Annotated in this window: 15 protein-coding genes and 2 pseudogenes; 12 read left to right on the forward strand and 5 right to left on the reverse strand. The window is 60.5% G+C overall.

From position 1 onward, the window contains the following. The first annotated feature begins 71 nt into the window (after window positions 1–71). Complete coding sequence (locus C5F71_RS05150; protein WP_104910756.1) at window positions 72–1022, forward strand: hypothetical protein; 951 nt, start codon at window positions 72–74, stop codon at window positions 1020–1022. 124 nt (window positions 1023–1146) lie between these two features. Beyond that, complete coding sequence (locus C5F71_RS05155; RefSeq protein WP_029294417.1) at window positions 1147–1521, forward strand: helix-turn-helix transcriptional regulator; 375 nt, start codon at window positions 1147–1149, stop codon at window positions 1519–1521. 22 nt (window positions 1522–1543) lie between these two features. Here the strand turns inward: C5F71_RS05155 and C5F71_RS05160 are convergent, their stop codons facing one another. After that, window positions 1544–2095 carry a hypothetical protein gene (locus C5F71_RS05160; protein WP_083335482.1) on the reverse strand — a complete coding sequence of 184 codons (552 nt, stop codon included), beginning with the start codon at window positions 2093–2095 and terminating at the stop codon, window positions 1544–1546. 326 nt (window positions 2096–2421) lie between these two features. After that, a complete protein-coding gene (locus C5F71_RS05165; RefSeq protein WP_092237669.1) occupies window positions 2422–3477 on the reverse strand; it encodes an MBL fold metallo-hydrolase in 1056 nt (351 codons plus the stop codon). Window positions 3478–3610: 133 nt separating this feature from the next. Between C5F71_RS05165 and C5F71_RS05170 the strand changes: the two genes are divergently transcribed. The 4 genes and pseudogenes from C5F71_RS05170 to C5F71_RS29635 form a co-directional block, all read left to right on the forward strand. Next, window positions 3611–4234: a TetR/AcrR family transcriptional regulator gene (locus C5F71_RS05170; protein ID WP_104910757.1), complete on the forward strand. Its 624-nt coding sequence runs from the start codon at window positions 3611–3613 to the stop codon at window positions 4232–4234. 195 nt (window positions 4235–4429) lie between these two features. After that, the gene (locus tag C5F71_RS05175; protein WP_029294409.1) at window positions 4430–5488 is read left to right on the forward strand and encodes a diguanylate cyclase; all 1059 of its coding nucleotides are present in this window, start codon (window positions 4430–4432) and stop codon (window positions 5486–5488) included. A gap of 253 nt (window positions 5489–5741) precedes the next feature. Beyond that, a pseudogene (locus C5F71_RS29630) lies at window positions 5742–6371 on the forward strand (PAS domain-containing protein); the annotation flags it as partial. 162 nt (window positions 6372–6533) lie between these two features. After that, a pseudogene (locus C5F71_RS29635) lies at window positions 6534–6971 on the forward strand (methyl-accepting chemotaxis protein); the annotation flags it as partial. Window positions 6972–6989: 18 nt separating this feature from the next. On the opposite strand, the gene C5F71_RS05185 reads toward C5F71_RS29635, so the two are convergent. Next, window positions 6990–7877: a LysR family transcriptional regulator gene (locus C5F71_RS05185; RefSeq protein ID WP_104910758.1), complete on the reverse strand. Its 888-nt coding sequence runs from the start codon at window positions 7875–7877 to the stop codon at window positions 6990–6992. A gap of 80 nt (window positions 7878–7957) precedes the next feature. Between C5F71_RS05185 and C5F71_RS05190 the strand changes: the two genes are divergently transcribed. After that, complete coding sequence (locus tag C5F71_RS05190) at window positions 7958–8665, forward strand: CTP synthase (protein ID WP_104910759.1); 708 nt, start codon at window positions 7958–7960, stop codon at window positions 8663–8665. After that, window positions 8662–8988, forward strand: coding sequence for an antibiotic biosynthesis monooxygenase (locus C5F71_RS05195; protein ID WP_092237675.1), 327 nt, complete (start codon window positions 8662–8664; stop codon window positions 8986–8988). The genes C5F71_RS05190 and C5F71_RS05195 overlap by 4 nt, the downstream gene beginning before the upstream one ends. A 107-nt stretch (window positions 8989–9095) precedes the next feature. Here C5F71_RS05195 and C5F71_RS05200 read toward each other — a convergent pair whose 3' ends face one another. Next, entirely contained in the window at window positions 9096–9419 is a 324-nt protein-coding gene (locus C5F71_RS05200) for a DUF2025 family protein (protein WP_029294400.1), read from the reverse strand. Between the two features lie 246 nt (window positions 9420–9665). Here C5F71_RS05200 and C5F71_RS05205 point away from each other — a divergent pair, with 246 nt between their 5' ends. Together C5F71_RS05205 and C5F71_RS05210 are read left to right on the forward strand one after the other, a co-directional pair. Continuing rightward, complete coding sequence (locus C5F71_RS05205; RefSeq protein ID WP_029294398.1) at window positions 9666–10793, forward strand: glycerophosphodiester phosphodiesterase; 1128 nt, start codon at window positions 9666–9668, stop codon at window positions 10791–10793. Further along, window positions 10794–11471 carry a helix-turn-helix domain-containing protein gene (locus C5F71_RS05210; RefSeq protein WP_092237678.1) on the forward strand — a complete coding sequence of 226 codons (678 nt, stop codon included), beginning with the start codon at window positions 10794–10796 and terminating at the stop codon, window positions 11469–11471. It begins immediately after the preceding gene. A gap of 51 nt (window positions 11472–11522) precedes the next feature. Here the strand turns inward: C5F71_RS05210 and C5F71_RS05215 are convergent, their stop codons facing one another. Continuing rightward, a complete protein-coding gene (locus C5F71_RS05215) occupies window positions 11523–12404 on the reverse strand; it encodes a sterol desaturase family protein (RefSeq protein ID WP_029294395.1) in 882 nt (293 codons plus the stop codon). 151 nt (window positions 12405–12555) lie between these two features. On the opposite strand from C5F71_RS05215, the gene C5F71_RS05220 reads away from it, so the two are divergent. Together C5F71_RS05220 and C5F71_RS05225 are read left to right on the forward strand one after the other, a co-directional pair. After that, a complete protein-coding gene (locus C5F71_RS05220) occupies window positions 12556–12861 on the forward strand; it encodes a PepSY domain-containing protein (RefSeq protein WP_029294393.1) in 306 nt (101 codons plus the stop codon). 294 nt (window positions 12862–13155) lie between these two features. Beyond that, window positions 13156–14178: a transporter gene (locus C5F71_RS05225; RefSeq protein WP_104910760.1), complete on the forward strand. Its 1023-nt coding sequence runs from the start codon at window positions 13156–13158 to the stop codon at window positions 14176–14178. Window positions 14179–14301 lie beyond the last annotated feature (123 nt).

Below are 14301 nucleotides of genomic sequence, written 5' to 3' on the forward strand. Positions count from 1 at the left end.
TGCCGATGGATGTTTGAAGTACCGCCGCGATCCCGCTATTAATAGCGCACCTTCCTACGGATCCGCCTGCGATGAAGTTCGACACAGCCTATTGCCTGAGCCTGGATGAAAAGCTGTCGATCTATGACGTGCGCGACCTGAATTTCGACGAAACCGCCGCCTTCGATTCCGACAAGGACAGCTTCCTGTGCCCCAACGATGACTGCCGTGCGGCGTTTGCAGCGGGCAATGTACTGGGCACGTTCAATGGCAAGAACGTCAACTACCTGCGCACCCCGCATTTCAAGAACCTGCCCAGCACCCGGCATATCGAGGGTTGCCGCTATGCCAGTCACAAAGCCACGGCAGGAGAAACCGAGGATGGGCGCGAGGAAAACTTCCCATCGGAGTTTGTGCTGACTCGGCGTCAGTACGAACGCAAGGCAGCCATCCAAGGCGCCACAGACGTTATCCCGCAGGCGCCGGCGAAAGAGCCCTCGAGAATCTCCAATACTTCCCACAGTGCCAGCGAAACCACCCCGGACAAGACCAGCGTCTTCGCACACCCGGTCGAATGCTACGTGTCCAACATCGATAATAAGGACAAGCTCAAGGGCATGCCGCTGAAGATCGCTGAGCAGACCGCGACCTATTGGGCGTTTTTCAAGAAAATCGAATACCTGCTGGACAACAAAGGCTTGATCTACTGGGGCCGGATCAAGGCGATCAAGGACTACACCAGCAGCTTTCGCATCGACTTCGAAAAGAAGGTGTGGCTCGACAAGAAGCCCTACTCCGTCAACGTGTACCTGAACAAGAAGCTGATCGAGAACTACCGCAAGCGCAAGGCGTTCCTGGAGCAGATCAAGGCCGCCGTAGACAGTGAGCGCCCCTTGTATTGCTTCTTTTATGGCGTGACGCCGGAGTTGAAACAGGTGCCGAGCAAGAAAAACCCCGAGCAGACATTCGGGGTGTTCAGTGCCGATATCCAGAACCTGGACCACCTGCTTATCCGCGAGGCACCGGGGCTGGAGGAGAAATGACCTGAAGCGCCCGCCAATCAAGGGCCGGCCACGGGGGAAGTGAACCAGTTGATGAACGGTCAAAACAACTGTACAAAAACACAGTATAGTTTGTCCTCCCCCGTCGGCATCCTGGAGAAACCCCATGTCCTCTCTGGCAGTGAGCACCACCGTAGATCAGCAAATCGTCCTTCATCAGTTCACCCCACGGCACAGTGTGCAAGCACGCGCTTTGCTGGGCTGGAGCCGGGAAGACCTGGCCCGGCACGCCGGGGTTGGGGTGGACGCCATACAACGCTTTGAAAGCCATCATGAGGTGGACGACGCCATCCGCATCGCCCTGGCGTTTCGCCTGGAGCACGAAGGCCTGGTGTTTTTCCCGGGGTTTGCGCCGGGGTGGGGCATGAGTGGACGCCGCTCCCAAGCGTCACAGGCTGGTGCCGAACCGGGCCGCCGCAGCCTTATTGCGCGGCTGCTGGGCGCAACATCGTCGAACACGCCGCATCCCAACGGCGCATAGGCTCACTGGCCACGCAGCAGGTTCACCTGCCGGGTATGTCGGCACGTGCCTGCATCGCCTGTTGATAAACCCGTATCAAGGCCGACAGTGATTCCCGTGCCCAGCGGGCACCGTAGAACCAGAGCACGACCTTGGTGCCATGCAGATCGTCGTGGAATATCTGGCACACGCCTGGGTATCCGGTTTTGCAGAAGCCATGGAAAGCCGGGCTTTGGCCATCGGATACCAGCGCGTCGAGGCGATGCTCGCTCACCCGCTCATCGATCTCGTTGCTGGACGCCAAGGTGAAATGTGCAGTGGAATCCGGTAGCAGCGCCAGCACTGGCACCACTTCAGCACCGGCGGCCCGTAACACCTCCAAGGCCTGGAGAAATACGCTGGAGTGCTCCACCATTTCACGTGCATTGTTGCGCAGGTATTCGTCGGCATAACCGATACGCCAATCGGCCAGGGCAGGAGCTGATTTCGCGGCATTGTTTTCCATGACGGGCGGGACTTCCACCATAACCGGGCCCACGGGATCGACGCCACTCAGGGCCAAGAGTGATAACGACGGATCACGCACGGTCTTCATCATCGGCCCCGGAATATCGAACCTGGGGCCCTGGACAACAGGCGTTGCCGCAGGCTGGAACTCAATGCCTCCCCGAGGCGGGGCCTTATTGTCCGTCGCTCCAGCCGAGGGGTTCAGTGCACAAGGTGCTGTGTCCAGGATGTTGAGCATCGACGGTACTCCCCCAGAACAGGAAGTACCTGGCACCAAGATCTTCCTACATTTTTCCTCCATCAAGCCCACTCCCAGGAAATGACTTTCCCGAGATCATCGCATCCTTTTCCAGTCGGTTCTCAAGGCGGAAACACCTTGAAAGCCCTTTCACCGACAGCGCATTGCAAACCCCGTCAACTCACCAGCGGTTGCGCCGCCTGGGCCTCGACATCCAGCCACCAGGCATGGCCGCGCTCAGGTGCAGCCAGCATGAAAGCCTGCCCCATGGCTGGCGTGGTAATCGCAACATTACGCTCCCACGCCAAGGCCATGATGCGGTCAAACGGCTCATGCCAGGCATGGAATGCCAGATCAAAGGTGCCGTTGTGGATCGGCAGCAACCAACGCCCCTTCAGATCGATATGGGCCTGCAAGGTTTGTTCAGGCTGCATATGCACATGGGGCCAGTCTACGTTGTAGGCACCCGTCTCCATCAGCGTCAGGTCAAAAGGCCCGTACTGCTCGCCAATACGCTTGAAGCCATCGAAATAACCGGTGTCGCCACTGAAAAAGATGCGCCGGGTACCCTCGATCATTACCCACGATGCCCAAAGTGTCTGGTTGCCATCAAACAGACCACGTCCGGAAAAGTGCTGGGCTGGGGTGGCGACAAAACGGATGCCATCCACTTCAGTGGCCTGCCACCAATCCAGCTGCCGCACCTTGTCTTGCGCAACGCCCCATTTGATCAAGGTGTCGCCGACGCCCAGTGGCGCGAGAAAATAGCGGGTCTTGGCGGCCAACTGCACGACGGCGTGGCGGTCCAGATGGTCGTAATGGTTGTGCGACAGGATCACCGCCTCAATCGGCGGCAGATCCTCAAGGCTGATGGGCGGCTGGTGAAAGCGCTTGGGCCCCGCCCAACTGAAAGGCGAAGCACGCTCGGCGAACACCGGATCGGTCAGCCAGAACTTGCCGCGCATTTTCAGCAGTACGGTGGAGTGCCCCAAGCGGTACACACTGTGATCCGGGGCACTGAGCAGTTGCTCGCGCGTCAGGCGCTGCACCGGAATCTCCCCCACTGGCCGCGTACTGCGAGGCTTGTGAAAAAGCATTTTCCAGAAAATCTTCAGGGTCTTGCCAAAGCCAGCTCGGTTGACCGGCGCATGATTGTTGAAGTGACCTTGCTGCTGCTCGGATGGCTTGAGCGCTGCCGAGGGGGTGTCGAGGCGGTTAGAAATCGTGGCCATTACAGAGTGACTCCGGTACGTTCTGCTGATGCAGATCAACAACTACACTGCACAGTGTAGTTTCAAGATTGCAACAAAACCCGGACCAAGTAAACTACCGAGTGTAATTTTCTTCCCAGAGCCGAAAAGCCCCATGACTGCACCTCAACGCCTCACCGACCGCAAACGCGAAGCCATCGTGGCAGCGGCCATCGCCGAGTTTCGCGACAACGGCTTCGAGGTCACTAGCATGGACAAAATCGCCGCCACCGCTGGCGTATCCAAGCGTACGGTGTACAACCACTTCCCCAGCAAAGAGGAGTTGTTCACCGAGATCCTGCATAAGCTGTGGGCCAGCAGCGTGGCGCAACTGGATGTCAATTACTGCAGCCAACAACCCCTGCGCGACCAATTGCGCGTGTTGCTGCAAGCAAAGATGAAAATGATGTCGGACGCCAACTTTCTCGATCTGGCCCGGGTGGCGATTGCCGCGACCATCCATTCCCCGGAACGCGCACAGGACATCGTCAATCGCCTGAGCGAGCGCGAAGAGGGGTTCACTTTGTGGGTACGTGCCGCCCAGGAAGACGGGCGGCTCAAGCCGGTCGACCCGTGTTTTGCCGCCCATCAGGTGCAAAGCCTGCTCAAGGCGTTCGCCTTCTGGCCGCAAATCACCCTCGGCCAACCTACCCTGAACGCCGCCACCCAGGCCAACGTGATTGAATCGGCGATGGATCTGTTCCTGGCCGGCTACGAGATTGCTACCTGCCCCCGATAAGCCCCCGTGTCGCAATACGACGCAGCAGGTCGTTTTTGCCCTAATCCCTGTGGATCTCCACGCAAATGGCTTGGAAGGACACTGATTATTCCTGCGTAAATCAATGACAATATTCGCCTCTCATCTGGCGTAAATGGCCTTTGGTAAACGTACGCCGTCGCCCCTTAAAAAAAGAAAAACCTGACGCAGGGATCTATGGAAAACCTTCGAGGCAAAGGGCTGTCGTTTGCCCGGCGCATTTATCGGCCGCGCATTATCGGGCTGGGCATTGGCAGCCTGTGCGTGCTGGCCGCCCTGTACCCGCTGGCCATGCCCGGATGGATCTGGGCGTTGTGGCTGCTCAACGCATTTATCTGGCCGCACCTGGCGTACCAGTTATCGAGCCATTCGGCATTTCCCTACCAGGCCGAGCGCCGCAACCTGCTGTATGACTCGCTGTCCGGTGGGTTCTGGGCCGCAGCTACGCAATTCACACCACTGACCGCAGTGACCATCCTCGCGATGATGACCATGCACAACGTCGCGGCGGGCGGCAAGCGGTTGATGGTCCAGGGCATGCTCGCGCAACTGGTGGGCGTGGCACTCGCCTGGCTGATATTCGGCCCTTCATTCAACCCCAACGTCGGCCTGATCCAGGTGTATGCGTGCCTGCCGATGTTGATCCTCTATCCCGTCGCCATCGGCATGGCCAGTTATCGTTTGGCCATCAAGCTGTCGGAACACAAGCGTGCCCTGAGCGCCTTGAGCCGTACCGACAGCCTCACCGGCCTGCTCAATCACGGCTCCTGGAAAGACCTGCTGCAACTGAAGTTCCACAAGTGCCAGCAGCAACAATCCCAGGCCACCATTGCGCTGATCGATATCGACCACTTCAAGCAGATCAACGACGCCTATGGCCATATCGTTGGTGACCGAGTGCTGCGACAACTGAGCAAGGAATTGCAGCGCAACGTGCGGGAAAATGACCTGGCGGGCCGCTACGGTGGCGACGAGTTCTGCGTGATCCTCCCGGACGTTGCGCTGGAACAGGCCAGCTATGTGATGGAGCGTCTGCGGGAAATGTTCAGCCGCTACCGCGACCCGCAGGTCCCGGAGCTGCGGGTCAGCCTGAGCATTGGCCTGGCGGCCTACCAGGTGCAATTTACCCAGGCCCATATGTGGCTCAACGCAGCGGACAAGGCGCTGTACGCCGCCAAGGGCACCGGGCGCAATCGGGTGACGGTGGCTGAATCCCTGGTGGCCCGTTCCGCCTGAATAGAACTTCCCTCGGGGGCCAAGACTCAGAGCTCTGATCTGTACTGTCTGCCGGTAGAAGGGAAGCCGGCAATGAGCACGTCTGCCGTGGGCCTGGGGCTACACGGTGAGCAAGCGCAACCATGGATACATTCTCGCACTGTGCATCACTGAGCCCGCGACCATGCTATTTACTGCCCATAAAAAAACCATCACTACCCTGCAAGAAACGATCAGCCAACAAGCCGGCCTGCTCGATGCCCTCGAGCGCTCCATGGCCGTGATCGAGTTCGATCTACAAGGCAGCGTTTTGCGCGCCAATGACAACTTCCTCAAGACCATGGGCTACCGCGCGGATCAAGTCGTCGGCCAACCCCATCGCCTGTTTTGCACCCAGGCGTTTGCCCGCAGCGCCGATTACGGCCAATTATGGACGCAACTGCGCAACGGCCAGTTCCAGTCGGGCACCTTCGAGCGCGTCGCCGCCGATGGCCACTCGGTGTGGCTGGAAGCCAGCTACAACCCGGTGCGCGACCAGGCCGGCCGAGTGGTGAAAGTCATCAAATATGCCCTGGACGTCAGCGCCAGGATGCAGGCTGAAAGCGAAGCCAATGCCAAGCTCGAGGCGATTGACCGGGCCATGGCGGTGATCGAGTTCAACCTCGACGGCACCATCATTACCGCCAACCAGAACTTCCTCCAGCGCCTGGGTTACAGCCTGTCGCAGATCCAGGGCAAACATCATCGCCTGTTCTGCAAACCGGAGCTGGCCAACAGCCAGGAATACAGCGATTTCTGGCGCCGGCTGAACCAGGGTGAGTTATTCAGCGGCCAGTTCGAGCGCATCACTCACACCGGCCAGACGCTGTGGCTGGAAGCCAACTACAACCCGGTCTACGACGCCAGCGGCCGCTTGTGCAAGATTGTGAAGTTCGCGTCGGACGTCACCGCCATGGTGGAAAAACACGCCGAAGATGCCCAGAGCGCCACCCAGGCCTATCACATCTCCCTGCAGACCCGGGAGATCGCCGAAAAAGGCGCCGAGGTGATTCAGCAGACCGCCAGCGGCATCCATGACATTGCCGCCGACATAGAAAGCTCATCCAGACTGATCGCCAAGTTGGGCGAGCGCTCGCAGCAGATCACCGCCATCGTCAACACCATTCGCGCGATTGCCGACCAGACCAACCTGCTGGCCTTGAATGCCGCCATTGAAGCCGCACGCGCAGGTGACCAGGGCCGCGGGTTTGCGGTGGTCGCCGATGAAGTCCGGCAACTGGCCGCCCGCACCAGCGGCTCCACGGCGGAGATCTCGAGCATGATCGAGATGATCCAGAGCGAAACCCGCCAGGCCATCGACAGCATGGACAGCACCCGCGACCGGGCCGCCCAAGGCGTGGACCTGGCCAACCAGGCCGGCACGGTGATCCTGCAGATTCGCGAAGGCACCAGTGATGCCGTGCGGGCAGTGAGTATGTTTGCCAATGACCGGGTGGGGTTGTAGAGACTGGCTTGCCGGCACCTACGAGGGGTGGCGCAAGTGCTGGCCCAGTTCATCGAACAACGTCACCACTGATCGCAGCGCCCGGCAGTCCGGGCGTGTGAGCAACCACAGGGCCGTATCATGCCCCGCGAGTGCCGGCCCCAGTGGCTGCAGCCCATGGCCTTCCCCCAACAGAAAATCCGGCAGCGCCGCCACGCCCAGGCCGGCACGTACCAACTCGGTCGCGGACAACATGCTGTTGCAGCGGTAACTGGGCCTGACGCCAGGCAAGTGCTGGCGACGCCAAGCCACGGTGGGGTGGTCGGGCAGGAAGTCATCCGGCGCGATCCAGGCCAGGCTGGCCAAGTCCTGAATGTCGTGCTGCTGCGCATAGCCGGGGCTGGCGCAGACGCGATAAGACACCGTCCCCAGGCACCGCCCCACCAAATGCTCCGCAGGAGTGCGGGTCAGGCGCAAGGCGATGTCGGCATCGCGCCGACTGAGGTTGGCAAAGTCGTTGGACGTGCTCAGCTCCAGAGTCAGCGCCGGATAGCCCGGCATGAACCGGGCCAGGGCCGGCAGCAACAGGCCCTGCAACACCGAGTCGGTGCAGGTCAGGCGCACTGTGCCACTGATCACCTCGCCGCCCTGCTCCACCCCAACCCGCGCAGCTTCCAACGCCTGCTCGGCACGTTCCGCCTGCTGGGCGAGTGTGGTGGCCAAGCTGGTCGGCAGGTAACCGGCACGGCTCTTTTCGAACAGCGCCTGGCCCAGTGACGACTCCAGGCGCCGCACAGCCCGAAACACCGTGGACACATCCACCCGCAGCAAGGCCGCCGCCCGGGCCAGGGTGCCACCACGCACCAGGGCAAGGACCAGCGCCAGGTCGGGATAGTCGAGTTGATAGTGCGTGGCTGCATTGAGCATGTGGAGTAACGCCAATATTGATTGCGTGAGCGCCAATCTATAGTGCGCTCCAGGACTCGACAAGCCATTGGACGCCAGCCATGAACCCCACTGCCCTGCACCTCGCCCTGATTGGCGACTACGACCTGCAAGTGACAGCACACCAAGCAATCCCGCTTGCATTGCAACAGGCCAGCGCACAGCTGGGCCTGACGATCCATGCTCAGTGGCTGGCCACTGACACCCCCCTCGACGCCCAATCCCTGCAACCCTTCGACGGATTCTGGTGCGTACCTGCCAGCCCTTATCGCGATATCGACGGTGCCTTGCGGGCGATCCGTTTTGCCCGCGAACAGCGGCGTCCTTTCCTCGGCACATGCGGCGGTTTTCAACATGCCGTGCTGGAATATGCGCGCAATGTGCTGGGCTGGGCCGATGCCGAACATGGCGAACTGGCCCCCGATGCGCCCCGTGCGGTGATCGCCCCCTTGGCATGCGCCCTGGTCGAGACCATCGCCCCGTTACGCCTAATGGCATTCACACGGATTGCCGAAGCTTACGGCACTCTTGAAATTCAAGAGGCTTATCGTTGCCGCTATGGCGTCAATCACGACTTCGAACAGGCATTGCTGGAGGACAATCTGATTGGCAGCGCCCATGACTCCACGGGCGAGGTGCGGGCGATAGAACTGCTGGACCATCCGTTTTTTGTCGCCACGTTGTTCCAGCCAGAACGCGCGGCACTCAAGGGAGCCAACGTGCCGCTGGTCACGGCATGGCTCAGGGCCTGCCAGGAGCGCTCGGCATGATTGCCCAGACACCCGCCCCGCCCTATTACGCCGTGATCTTCACCTCCCTGCGCACCGATACGGACCCAGGCTACGCACAGGCCGCCGAACGCATGCTCGAACTGGCCCGCCAGCAACCGGGGTTTCTCGGTGTCGAGTCGGCCAGGGGCGAAGATGGGTTGGGAATTACCGTGTCCTACTGGGCCAGCGAGGCCGCCATCCTGGCCTGGAAACAACACACCGAGCACCGCGAAGTGCGCGAGCAAGGTAGGGCCTCCTGGTACTCAGCCTTTCACACACGGGTATGCAAGGTGGAGCGGGCTTACGCCTTCAACGTCCTGTAGTTGCAGGGTTGAACTGGCGATCGGTGTCCCCCTGTGGAAGCTGGCTTGCCGGGGCGTTCTTGCTGGCGCCATCGCTGCAAGCCAGCGCCTACAAGGGGTGAGCGTGATCAACTGACCAGGCTGCGCACCGCGCTGATCTGCGGGATTTCAACCCGGCGCATGTACACCCGCAGCGGTTCGGTGATGTTGATCCGGTCGTCGATGTTCTGGTCCAGCAGCAGTTGGATGTGCTCGCGGGACAGGGTCATGGCCTGGTCGGCCGCGGGCTGCCAGACGAACTCGCTGGTGGGGATGATGCCGTCGTCGGCGACGTCCATGCCGAACGAGTCTTCGCTGAAACGTACGATGTACTGGCCGGTCTTGCGGTTCAGGCCGACAAAGCCGTTGAGTTGGTCGGCGGCCTGGCAGATGAGTTCTGAAGTGATGCGCATGCTAAACCTCACTGAAAAATCCCACAGGGGAAGTGAACGATGGTTTACACGCGAGGCAGAAAAATAAGGCAATACAGGTTTCCCTCTGGCGGGGAAGCTCGGACCAAGAGTACTGCATAGCACGGCACAAAAGCGCAGAAAAATAGCGCATGCGCACGTTAATGTCGGTTTGGTGATAGCGCGATTTGCATGCAATTGTTAAAAAGGAACCCTTCTTGAAGCTACCTCCACGAAAGGACCTCGCACATGCCTGCTACGTTTACCAAGAGTGCCCTGCTGCTCGCTCTGATGATGGGCCTTGGCCACGCACAGGCTGCAAGCCCCATCAGCCCGGTTGAACTGGCGACCAAGGATGGCATTCCCCACCCTGCCGTGATCGCCCACCGAGGTGCGTCCTTCGATGCCCCGGAGTCCACGGCCGCCGCCTACAAGCTTGCCCGCGACCTGGGTGCCGACTACCTGGAACTGGATCTGCAACGCAGCAAGGACGGCGTCCTGTTCGCCTTGCATGACAACAATCTGCAACGCACCACCGACGTGGCCACCAAGTTCCCTGAGCGCAAAGACAGCCCGGCCAACGAGTTCACCTGGAAAGAACTGCAAACCCTGGATGCCGGCAGTTGGTTCAACGCCGCCTACCCGGATCGTGCGCGCCCGGGCTTTGTCGGTTTGAAAATCCTCAGCCTGGACGAAATCATCAAGATCGCCGAAGGCAACCCCCAGCACAAACCCGGCCTGTACATCGAAACCAAGGAGCCCAAGCAGTTTCCGGGGATCGAAGCCGATCTGAAAGACAAGCTGCTGGACAAGGGTTGGCTCAGTTCCGTGGGCTCCAAGCTGGGCAAGAGCAACACGGGCGTCGGCCAGGGCAAGGGCCGCGTGGTGCTGCAGACCTTCGAGACCGCCAGCCTCAAGGAACTGCAGAAAGAAATGCCCAACACCCCGAAAATCCTGCTGCTGTGGGTGGGTGAAGGCAGCATCGAGCCCAAGTCCAAGGTGACCTTCGCCGAATCCGGCGAGCCGACCAAGGCGGCCTACTATGCCAAACAGGAACCCAAGGACGCTGCCGAATTCGAGAAGTGGGTCGATGAAGCCAAGAGCCTCGGGGCGATTGGCACCGGCCCGTCCGCACAGCTGACGAACCTCGGCGACCAGAGCTATTCGGACCTGGTCAAGCCCGAGATGAACCAGCTGACCCACGACAAAGGCCTGCTGGTGCACGTCTATACCGTCGATGAACCGGTGGATTTCGAGAAGGTCATGAGCGCCGGGGTCGATGGCATCTTCACCAACCGCGCCGCCGAACTGCTGAAGTTCTACAAGCGCTGGCCGTCGTCCAGCGTGCAGGACCTGCTGCAGGACAACGGTTACTGAGTGAACGAATGGTCAGGGCAACTGTGGCTGGGCCGTGACTACGGCCTGATCCTCGGTGAGACGGGGCGCACTGCGCCCCACGCTCATTACGCCCATCAATTTATCCTGTCCTCGGAAAGTCCCGTCACCGTCAGCCTTGATGGGCACCTGCAAACGGCCTATCGCCTGTTCATCCCCTCTCGCCAGCCCCATGCCATCGTCCACGCCCCCGGCACTGTGTTGATGGCTTATGTGGAACCCGGGGCATTCGACCTCGATTCGTTGCAAAAAACCCTGGAGACGGCCGAGTTTTCCCCCGAACGCCTTGAGCAGTCTTTGCGCCAACTGCCACGTCGCCAGGCTGACGATGAGCGGGTGCAGCGCGCACTGCACACCCTTGATCAACAGTTGAACGGCAAGGTCTCGGCGCAAGCCTTGGCAGAGGCGGCGCACCTGTCCTTGAGCCAGTTGGAACGCCTGTTCGTCAGCCAACTCGGCGTGCCGGTGCGCCGACTGGTGATGTGGCGACGCTTGCGCCTGGCCCTGGACCTGGCCCTGAACGGCCACACGTTGACACAAGCTGCCCATGGCGCGGGGTTTGCCGACTCGGCGCACTTTTCCCGGACCATGAAGCAACTGTTTGGCGTGACCGCCGGGGCCTCGTTACGCCATCTGCGGGTACACCTCCTCCCCCTGTAGGAGCGCTCGCGAAGAACTCGAGAGCACCGCATCAAACCAGACAGCTCACGCCTACATTTGGAGAGCGCTTGGGACAGGCGGTTCTTTACTCAACTGGGTCGCCGTAAAGGGGTCACGCAGTTGCCCAAGATAATCCACCGGGAAATCCGGACGGCTACCAATCCCCAGGTCGCCCTCGCCCATTCGATAGTCCTCGGTGTAAAACGCAGTCCCCAACAGCCAGTCCCACAGGTTGAAAAACAAACCGAAATTCACATCCCCCGCGCGCCCGTACTTCATGTGGTGAAAGCGATGCACCGGCGCCCAGGCAAACACCCAGCGCAGCGGCCCCAGGCGCATATCGACATTGGAGTGCTGCAACAGCAACTGCACCGCAATGGCCAGCGCCAGCAACATCGCTACCTCCACTGGAATGCCCAGCAGGATCAGCGGCAGCAAACCCGCCGTGGCTTCGAGCATCTGGTGCAAGGGGTGCTTCATCAAGCCATTGAACCCATAGAGCCGCTGCACGCTGTGGTGCACCGCGTGCAAACGCCAGAGTGCGGCGATGCGGTGACTGGCGTAATGCATCAGCGTGATGCCCGCATCGGCAATCACGATGGCCAGCAGCAATTGCGCCCACAGTGACCAGGCGCGCGGCCAGGCGCCCTCGATCGCCAGCCAGGCCGTGAGCAGCGGCAATGCCAGCAACCCCAGGGCATTCAGGCTTTCATTGACCAATGCATGGAGGACATCCCGGCGTCGGTCGCCCAGCGGGCGGTTCCACTGAGGCTCGTAGGGCAAGCACAGCTCGGCAATGAACGACACGCCGATGGCCAGCGCAAACACCGCCAGCAACCACTGCGACGCGCCAACCGTGACCAACCAAAGCCCCCCACCTATAAACCCCACCCAGAACACGGGTGCATACAGCCAAGCCAGTATCTGTTTCATGTGTGCCTCCTGAAGTTGAGACACCAGCATGAAATTTCCCGGCGCGGGGCGATTGAACAAACAACGCAAACGTCCTACACAATTAAGGGTGAATTAAGTTGCGCGGGTTAATCTGATCCCACTTAAACAGCTCACCCCAAAGGACACCACCATGAAAAACCTGACCGCTCTGTTCGCCGCTGCTGCCCTGACCCTGACTGCTGGTTTGGCCCAGGCCGATGTTCGCCCGGACCAGATTCCAAGCCTGCTGCAATCGGGTGCCGTGATGCCATTTGAAAAACTGAATGCCGCCGCCCTGGCCCAACACGCCGGCGCGACCATCAACGACACTGAGCTGGACAACGAAGCCGGTACCCTGGTCTACGAAGTGGACCTGACCGACACCACTGGCAAGAAATGGGACGTGAAGCTCGACGCCAAGACCGGCAAAGTACTGGAAAACAAGCAAGACACCTGAGTTACCCCAGCACTTCTGGTAACCGGTCCAGGAAAGCCCCCCCGTGGCGAGGGGGCTCGTCCCCCGCTGGGCTGCGCAGCAGCCCCAATAAGACCGCCGCTTTTTATCAGGCAGACCGCAGCGCCTGGGTTCAGGGCTGCTGCGCAGCCCAGCGGGGGTGCCCCCTCGCCACAGCACGCTAATTCACCACAACAAGCCGCCTTGCCACAGGCCGCTGGTGACTGACACAAAACTGTCAAATCCCCTTGCAATGATTGCTCGACGCGCACCTGTCGCTTTCCTCTGCGAGCCACCATGAACCACAGCATCGACCACGGCCACCAGGACTCCGACCTGTTTGGCCTGCTTTATGGTTTCCGCTTCAAGCCCGGCGAAAAAGCCGAGCAAATCGACTCAGCGACTGTGCTCAAGGCCTTGCAACAACAGGCTGATCCCGATGAGTTCCTGTGGCTGCACCTGAACCTGGCCCACGCGGCCTGCCAACGCTGGATGCAGGCCCACCTGGAACTGCCCGAAGAGTTCTTCGAGGCGCTGCACGAAGGCTCGCGCTCGACGCGCATCGAGCATGTGGACTCAGCCTTGCTGGCGGTGGTCAACGACGTGGTGTTCAACTTCAGCAGCATGATGTCCTCGGACATTTCCACCTTGTGGGTCTGCGCCCGCAGCCGCCTGCTGATCAGTGCGCGCCTGCAACCCCTGCACTCGGTGGACAAGCTGCGCTCCTCGGTAAAGGCCGGTGAGCACTTCCGCTCGCCCCTGGAGCTGTTGGTGCATCTGTTGCGCGATCAAGGCGAGGTGCTGACACAGATCGTGCGCAAGACCAGCCAGAGTGTGGACCAGATCGAAGACCAGTTGCTGTCCTCGCGCCTGTCCACCAACCGCGCCGAACTGGGGGCCATGCGCCGGGTGCTGGTACGCCTGCAACGCCTGCTGGCGCTGGAGCCGGGCTCGCTGCTGCGCCTGCTCAATCGCCCGCCGCAGTGGCTGCAAAAGGAAGACGTGAAGGAGCTGCGCAAATCCACCGAAGAATTCGCCCTGATCATCAACGACCTCACGGCCCTGGGCGAACGGATCAAGTTGTTGCAGGAGGAAATCGCCGCCAACCTCAACGAACAAAGCAACCGCACGCTGTTTACCCTGACGGTGGTGACGGTACTGGCATTGCCGATCAACATCATCGCCGGCTTCTTTGGCATGAACGTCGGTGGCGTGCCGCTCTCCCAGGACCCCGAAGGGTTCTGGATCCTGGTGGCGTTGGTGGCGACGTTCACCTTGATTGCCGGCCGATGGGCGTTTCGCAAGCGCCGGGATTACTAAGCCGGCTCCTACAGGGATTTGTGGACCGGCGGTGATCTCTATCCACCAAACACTGATTTGACGCAGCATCTCTGTAACATTCTGCAACGATCATGGGAAACATCCTCCCCACACTGGATGCTC

This window comes from Pseudomonas sp. LG1D9 (assembly GCF_002949995.1).
GTDB lineage: Bacteria > Pseudomonadota > Gammaproteobacteria > Pseudomonadales > Pseudomonadaceae > Aquipseudomonas > Aquipseudomonas proteolytica.

Coding starts and splice junctions, on each gene's coding strand:
- C5F71_RS05185 (WP_104910758.1), bottom strand. CDS start 7,877: ATGCTCAATGCAGCCACGCACTATCAACTCGACTATCCCGACCTGGCG.
- C5F71_RS05225 (WP_104910760.1), top strand. CDS start 13,156: ATGAACCACAGCATCGACCACGGCCACCAGGACTCCGACCTGTTTGGC.
- C5F71_RS05190 (WP_104910759.1), top strand. CDS start 7,958: ATGAACCCCACTGCCCTGCACCTCGCCCTGATTGGCGACTACGACCTG.
- C5F71_RS05150 (WP_104910756.1), top strand. CDS start 72: ATGAAGTTCGACACAGCCTATTGCCTGAGCCTGGATGAAAAGCTGTCG.
- C5F71_RS05220 (WP_029294393.1), top strand. CDS start 12,556: ATGAAAAACCTGACCGCTCTGTTCGCCGCTGCTGCCCTGACCCTGACT.
- C5F71_RS05175 (WP_029294409.1), top strand. CDS start 4,430: ATGGAAAACCTTCGAGGCAAAGGGCTGTCGTTTGCCCGGCGCATTTAT.
- C5F71_RS05155 (WP_029294417.1), top strand. CDS start 1,147: ATGTCCTCTCTGGCAGTGAGCACCACCGTAGATCAGCAAATCGTCCTT.
- C5F71_RS05165 (WP_092237669.1), bottom strand. CDS start 3,477: ATGGCCACGATTTCTAACCGCCTCGACACCCCCTCGGCAGCGCTCAAG.
- C5F71_RS05160 (WP_083335482.1), bottom strand. CDS start 2,095: ATGAAGACCGTGCGTGATCCGTCGTTATCACTCTTGGCCCTGAGTGGC.
- C5F71_RS05215 (WP_029294395.1), bottom strand. CDS start 12,404: ATGAAACAGATACTGGCTTGGCTGTATGCACCCGTGTTCTGGGTGGGG.
- C5F71_RS05170 (WP_104910757.1), top strand. CDS start 3,611: ATGACTGCACCTCAACGCCTCACCGACCGCAAACGCGAAGCCATCGTG.
- C5F71_RS05205 (WP_029294398.1), top strand. CDS start 9,666: ATGCCTGCTACGTTTACCAAGAGTGCCCTGCTGCTCGCTCTGATGATG.
- C5F71_RS05195 (WP_092237675.1), top strand. CDS start 8,662: ATGATTGCCCAGACACCCGCCCCGCCCTATTACGCCGTGATCTTCACC.
- C5F71_RS05200 (WP_029294400.1), bottom strand. CDS start 9,419: ATGCGCATCACTTCAGAACTCATCTGCCAGGCCGCCGACCAACTCAAC.